At 33.8% G+C, this 6,022-nt stretch carries 6 protein-coding genes; 2 read left to right on the plus strand and 4 right to left on the minus strand.

The genetic code is table 11. The features are described 5' to 3' along the window. Positions 1 to 730 (minus strand): RsmD family RNA methyltransferase (locus ACH2CJ_RS18675; protein ID WP_394995177.1); only part of this gene is annotated, 730 nt, incomplete at its 3' end. A 101-nt stretch (positions 731 to 831) separates the two neighbouring features. Here ACH2CJ_RS18675 and ACH2CJ_RS18680 point away from each other — a divergent pair. Together ACH2CJ_RS18680 and ACH2CJ_RS18685 are read left to right on the plus strand one after the other, a co-directional pair. Beyond that, complete coding sequence (locus tag ACH2CJ_RS18680; protein WP_394995179.1) at positions 832 to 1,968, plus strand: NAD(P)/FAD-dependent oxidoreductase; 1,137 nt, start codon at positions 832 to 834, stop codon at positions 1,966 to 1,968. Positions 1,969 to 2,018: 50 nt separating this feature from the next. Continuing rightward, a complete protein-coding gene (locus tag ACH2CJ_RS18685) occupies positions 2,019 to 3,233 on the plus strand; it encodes an MFS transporter (protein ID WP_394995181.1) in 1,215 nt (404 codons plus the stop codon). A gap of 111 nt (positions 3,234 to 3,344) precedes the next feature. Here ACH2CJ_RS18685 and ACH2CJ_RS18690 read toward each other — a convergent pair whose 3' ends face one another. The 3 genes from ACH2CJ_RS18690 to ACH2CJ_RS18700 all read right to left on the minus strand — a co-directional run. Next, on the minus strand, positions 3,345 to 3,782 hold the full coding sequence (locus ACH2CJ_RS18690) for a response regulator (protein WP_394995184.1): 438 nt from the start codon (positions 3,780 to 3,782) through the stop codon (positions 3,345 to 3,347). A 356-nt stretch (positions 3,783 to 4,138) separates the two neighbouring features. Next, positions 4,139 to 4,801, minus strand: coding sequence for a carbonic anhydrase (locus ACH2CJ_RS18695; protein ID WP_394995187.1), 663 nt, complete (start codon positions 4,799 to 4,801; stop codon positions 4,139 to 4,141). Positions 4,802 to 4,812: 11 nt separating this feature from the next. Beyond that, positions 4,813 to 6,022 (minus strand): SulP family inorganic anion transporter (locus tag ACH2CJ_RS18700; RefSeq protein ID WP_394995189.1); only part of this gene is annotated, 1,210 nt, incomplete at its 5' end.

Below are 6,022 nucleotides of genomic sequence, written 5' to 3' on the forward strand. Positions count from 1 at the left end.
CAATAAACAATAATTCTTTTACTTCATTTTCAACAGCAACAACATATACTTCTGCAACGTTTTTAAGTTGTTCTAAAGCGAGTTTTATATCAAGCATTGGCGAGAATTTTACCATATAATTATCGAATAAGTGCTTGATTGTCAATATATTAGGTTCGCAATCTTCGATTTTGAAAACTTTGTTTTTGGCGGCATCTCTGCGATGTGGGTCGATATAAAAATTGGTGGTCGAGTGAGTATTTAAATGTATGTTCAAGGTCGAGTTTTCGTTGATTACTTCAATGTTTTTTAGTCCTAAAACTTCAAAATTATGCTTGGCAATTTGAGATAAAAGTGGATTTTGCTCTACATAAACAACCGACTCAAAGACTTTTGCTAATGCCCACGTATCTAAGCCCATACCGCCAGTTAAGTCAATACATTTTTTGTTGTTTTCTTGATTCAAGGAAGTGTGAAATATACTTGCTTTATAATCTGCCGTAATCTCTGACGACGCTTGCTCGACCGAAAGAATAGGGGGGAAGATAACATTTTCGTTGGCAAACCAAGTTGGTAATTTATGTTTGGCTTTTTGTTGAGCAAGGCACTGGTCAGCAATTAAATGCAGCAAATCAGCCTCATATTTTTTCTGATTTTTTAAGATAAATGCCTGTATATCAGTTGGGCGAAATACCGTTTCATGCAGTTGTCTTGCTATTTTGTTTGCTTGCTTTAGGGTTTCTAAAACCATAGTTTGCTATGAATTATACGACAGATTTCTAATCTGTCTTAACAGTTGGATTAGTAAATAGGGCTAATTTTTCTAAATTTGCATTTTATAAAATCAAAATTATGGTAAGTTTTTGGGAAAAAGATGTTTTTTTGAAGAAATACGACATTATTATCATCGGTGCTGGTTTTTCTGGACTTTGGTTGGCATATTTTTTGAAAAAAGAGAAACCAAATCTTGATATTTGTATACTCGACTCTGGTGTTTTACCCACGGGAGCGTCAACCAAAAATGCAGGTTTTTCGTGTTTTGGTAGTCCAACCGAATTGCTTGAAAATATCGAGGTGATGGGCGTTGATGCCGCCATGTATTGGACCGAACAGCGTTTTAAGGGCATCAGGATTATTGATGAATATTTTGGTTCGGAAATTGACTACGACCCTTGTGGAGGAACTGAGCTTTTTAATGATAAAACTATTTTTGAAGAAACAAAAGAGAAAATAGCTTTATTAAATAGTAATTTAAAGTCAATTACTGGAAATAAACAACATTTTTTTGAAAATCATTCAGTTATTAATTCTTGCGGATTTAACAATTTTCAGCATGCCATTTCTAACAAAGCAGAAGGCTCAATTCATAGTGGAAAATTGGTAAATGCCTTGATGGAAAGGCTTCAAGCATTGAAAGTCAAAATGTTTTTTGGCGTAGAAGTTGCTAATTACGAAATTGAGAACGAAAATGTGACCGTATTTTCTAAAAATAACTTACAATTTCAAGCAAATCATTTGTGTATTGCTACCAATGCTTTTACTAAAAAATTACTTCCCGACATTGATTTATATGCTGGTCGTGGACAAGTTTTTATTACAGAACCTATAGCAGGATTAAATTGGAAAGGTACTTTTCATTTCGATAAAGGTTATTATTATTTTAGAAATTACAAAAACCGTGTGCTTTTTGGTGGCGGAAGAAACCTCAATTTTGAAGTTGAAAACACTGAAAACTTTGGTTTGACAGATTTAGTGCAAAATATGCTTGAAAAACTGCTTTACGAAAATATTATTCCTAAACATAAATCGGTAAAAATTGACCAGCGTTGGAGTGGCATTATGGCTTTTGACGATTCAAAAACGCCAGTTAGTAAATGCTTCAATCCACACCTTTCAATTAGTGTCAGAATGAACGGAATGGGTGTTGCTTTGGCACCTACTTTATCAGAAAATTTAGCAAAAGAAATACTTAAAAACAGAGAATTTTAGATGGAAAATTGACAAGTATTTTCTTCCATTTTATTCTTAAATTAAAAATTATGCCTTCAAACCGAAATATTGCTCTTGCCATTATTGCTTCTGCATTAGGCTTTTTTGTTGATTTATACGATATTATAATCGTGAGTGTTGTTCGTACTAAAAGTTTGCTTGCCGTTGGAGTTTCCGAAGCCGAACTGATGACTAAAGGCGTTTGGTTACTCAATATTCAGATGATTGGAATGTTGATAGGTGGCTTTTTGTGGGGAATTTTGGGTGATAAAAAAGGACGTTTATCGGTACTTTTCGGTTCAATTATTTTGTATTCGGCAGCTACTTTTGCCAATGGATTTGTTACTTCATATTCGATGTATTTGGTTTTAAGATTTTTGGCAGGAATTGGTCTTGCTGGCGAATTAGGGGCAGGAATTACGTTGGTAAGTGAACAAATGCCTCAAAAATGGCGTGGAATTGGCCCTTCAATCATTGGTTCGTTCGGAATGTTAGGAGCAATTATGGGTGCATATATTGGTGGAAAATATTCATGGGAATCAACGTATATTATTGGTGGTGCAATCGGTTTTGCTTTGCTTATTTTACGTCTGGGAGTTTTAGAGTCTGGAATGTACGAACAAATTAAAAATTCGGTAGTCAAACGAGGCGATTTACGTATTATTTTTCGAGATAAAATCAAACTCAAAAAGTATATCAGTATTTTTCTTTTGGGTTTTCCCGCATGGTACATCAATGGTGTAATCATGACTTTTACGCCTGAAATAGCCAAAGCAATGAAGATGAGCGAAATTCCTGCTGTAAGTGTGGTTTTTACGATGTATTTTCTGGGTTTTACTTTTGGCGATATTAGCTGTGGATTTGTGAGCCAATTACTAAAAAGTCGCAAAAAAGCGATTACAATTTATTTGGTAAGCTTTGGTGTTTTTTTAGTGTTGTTCTTTCTTTTCGCCAAAACGTCAGTAACACTCTATTATTCTTTTTTCTTTGGTTTGGGCGTAGCTGCAGGTTACACAATCGTTTTACTAACATTGGCTGCCGAGCAGTTTGGTACAAATATTCGCTCAACAGTTACAACCTCTTCATTGAATCTGATTCGAGCATCACTCATTCCACAAGCAACCGCTTTCACACTACTTACCCCAATTCTGGGAATAACCCAAAGTGCAATAATCGTTGGTATTTTTTCTTTGGGAATTTCTTTTTGGGCATTAGGAAACTTGGAAGAAACCTTTCATAAAAATCTTGATTTTGTTGAGGAATAGATTTTTCAGTTGTTTACATCGAAAAAGTATTTAGAAAACGTAATATTTGAAAAAATTTAAGCCCCCAATAACGCCAAACACCATGTCGAATGTTTGCTGTTGGGTAAATAACTATTGTTGAGCAGTTTTAATATAATTAGGCGATTCGCATTCTTGCCAATACTCTACAATCTTTATGATAGTGTTTTTTAGTTTGTCATAATTATTTGGTTTGACAAAGAACCCTTGAATAGACCTTGAATAAGCGTCAATTACATGTTTCTGTTCGGCACTTGTAGAAAAAAAAAGATAAGGGATAGATTTTAACCTCAAATCTTCATTATTATGAATTTTTTCTCGTAATTCCATTCCATTTAGTTTGGGCATATTTATGTCAGAAAGAACAAGGAAGGGTTCAATATCTGTGTTAGTCAAAAATTCTAAAGCTAATACACTGTCTCCAAAGAAAATAAGCTTGTTTTTATAATTGAGTTCTTCAAATATGTCAGCCAAAATTTCTTGGTCATCCATGTCGTCTTCAATAATTATAATTGGGCCACGTTTATTCATTTGAGTGAATATTAAAGGTTATTTGTATCTCTCAAGAAAAAGGTATTTTTTTAGGGTAAAGCCCAATGAGCAGAGCAACTTTATATTGCTTATTCAAATGTAAATATTATTATTTTGAATTGCAAAAATTGTGAAAATGCATTATGATTAGTTACTTATGCAGTTTGTTAACAGTAGCTTTAATAACGAGACTGTTTAGTTTAAACTTCCCCAAAATATCCTCAAAATTAGTGCCTATTTGGGGGTATTTTGGGGAAGTTTAAGCAGCCTCATGATGAATAAAGTCTTTCAACGGTGTTTGAGAAGGCAAATATTGCTTCAATTTGTACAAAATATGCTTTTTCTCAAATGAATTTTCAGACACAATTTGCTGTTTCTTGTTTTTGTGATAAGTCAAAACGATAAATAGAGTCGATGTGTTCGCCTCCATTATGAATAACGGCTAAATCTTTAATTATTCCATTATTCAAACCATAAACCCAACCGTGTAAATGCAAATCTCTTTCTGTCCAAGCTTTTTGAACAATGCTTGTTTTTGCTAAATTTCTTACTTGCTCAACCACATTTAGTTCGGTCAAACGATTGGATCTTTCAGTCTGGTCTAAAATTGATATTAATTCATCTTCATTTTTGTGATAAACATCTTTTATATTTCTTAACCAGTTATCAACAAAACCATGAAAACTATTCGACATTGCAGCATTTATACCTCCACAGCCATAATGTCCACATACAATTACATGTTTTACTTTAAGGAAATCTACCGCATATTCCAATACACTAAGCATATTAGTATCGGTATGAACTACCAAATTGGCAATATTTCTGTGTACGAATATTTCTCCACTATGGGTATTGGTTATTTCGTTGGCCGGTACTCTACTATCGCTACAGCCAATCCAAAGATAATTTGGGCTTTGTCCTGCCGATAATTTATTAAAATATTCGGGGTCTTGGAATAATTTATGCTCGGCATATAATTTATTTCCTTTTATTAATTCTTGATATGAATTGTCCATTTTATTTGTGTTTAATGTCCTCCTAATCCTTTGAATTCAGGAATTTCTTTTAATTCTAAAGTTATATTTTTAAGTTCTGCTGTGTTCTTGAAATTATGTAACATTTCAAGAACATCAATATCAATCGTATGCGATTTTGTGCCGTCAATAACTACGTGAGTATTTTCGGGCAATTCGCTCAACATAAATGCAATACTACCTTTATTCAAGAAAGTAATATCTTCCTCCAACTGTACAATAGTTTTTTCACCATTTCCGCTTGGTTCTATAGTTGTATTATAAGAGCGTCGGTAATTATTGCGTAAAATGAAGAACATTGAGATTGCCATTCCGATGCCTATCCCTTTTAATAAATCAGATAATTGAATAGCCACTACCGTGATCACAAAAGGTAGAAACTGATCCCAACCCAATTTATACATTGATTTGAAAAGTGAAATTTTTGCTAATTTATAACCTACCATCAAAAGCAAGGCTGCCAATGCAGCAAGTGGGATTTTGTTAAGCATTGAAGCAAGAAAAACAACACTAATCAATAAAAGTATGCCGTGAATAATTGACGATAATTTTGTTTTTCCACCAGAGTTTATGTTGGCTGAAGTACGAACAATGACTGCCGTTAGTGGTAACCCTCCAATTAAACCCGAAATTAGATTACCTAATCCTTGAGCTTTCAATTCTCTATTGGTAGGTGTATCTCGTTTGTAAGGGTCGAGTTTATCGGCAGCTTCTACACTTAAAAGCGATTCTAAACTGGCAATTATAGCAATCGTTATTGCTACTACATATACTTTATAGTTGCCAAAAGCGGTAAAATCAGGCATAGTAAATTGACCAATAAAATCAGAGGCAGACTTAGCAACTGGTAATTGCACCAATTCTTCGCCTTCTAAATAAAATGTTGGATAGTTAAATTTGAACCATTGGTTTATAATAATTCCAAGAATAACTACTAATAATGCACCCGGCACGACCTTAAAAAAAGCATATTTTTTCAAGAATGGGCGTTCCCATAAAATTAATACCAAAAGTGATATTACAGCTATAATAACTGCCCCAGGATGAATGTAGTCGAGAGAATTTAGAAGTTCTGAAAACGTATTTTGACCATCAGCTTGAATAAAATCAAAATCACCTTCATTATCCTTATCGTAGCCAACAGCGTGCGGTAATTGTTTGAGTATCAAGATGATACCAATAGCTGCCAACATTCCTTTAATA

This window comes from Emticicia sp., from assembly GCF_043780375.1.
Taxonomy (GTDB): Bacteria; Bacteroidota; Bacteroidia; order Cytophagales; family Spirosomataceae; genus Emticicia.

What these genes read in the sequence shown, in the direction of transcription:
- ACH2CJ_RS18680 (WP_394995179.1), top strand. Translation starts at nt 832, where the DNA reads ATGGTAAGTTTTTGGGAAAAAGATGTTTTTTTGAAGAAATACGACATT.
- ACH2CJ_RS18685 (WP_394995181.1), top strand. Translation starts at nt 2,019, where the DNA reads ATGCCTTCAAACCGAAATATTGCTCTTGCCATTATTGCTTCTGCATTA.
- ACH2CJ_RS18695 (WP_394995187.1), bottom strand. Translation starts at nt 4,801, where the DNA reads ATGGACAATTCATATCAAGAATTAATAAAAGGAAATAAATTATATGCC.
- ACH2CJ_RS18690 (WP_394995184.1), bottom strand. Translation starts at nt 3,782, where the DNA reads ATGAATAAACGTGGCCCAATTATAATTATTGAAGACGACATGGATGAC.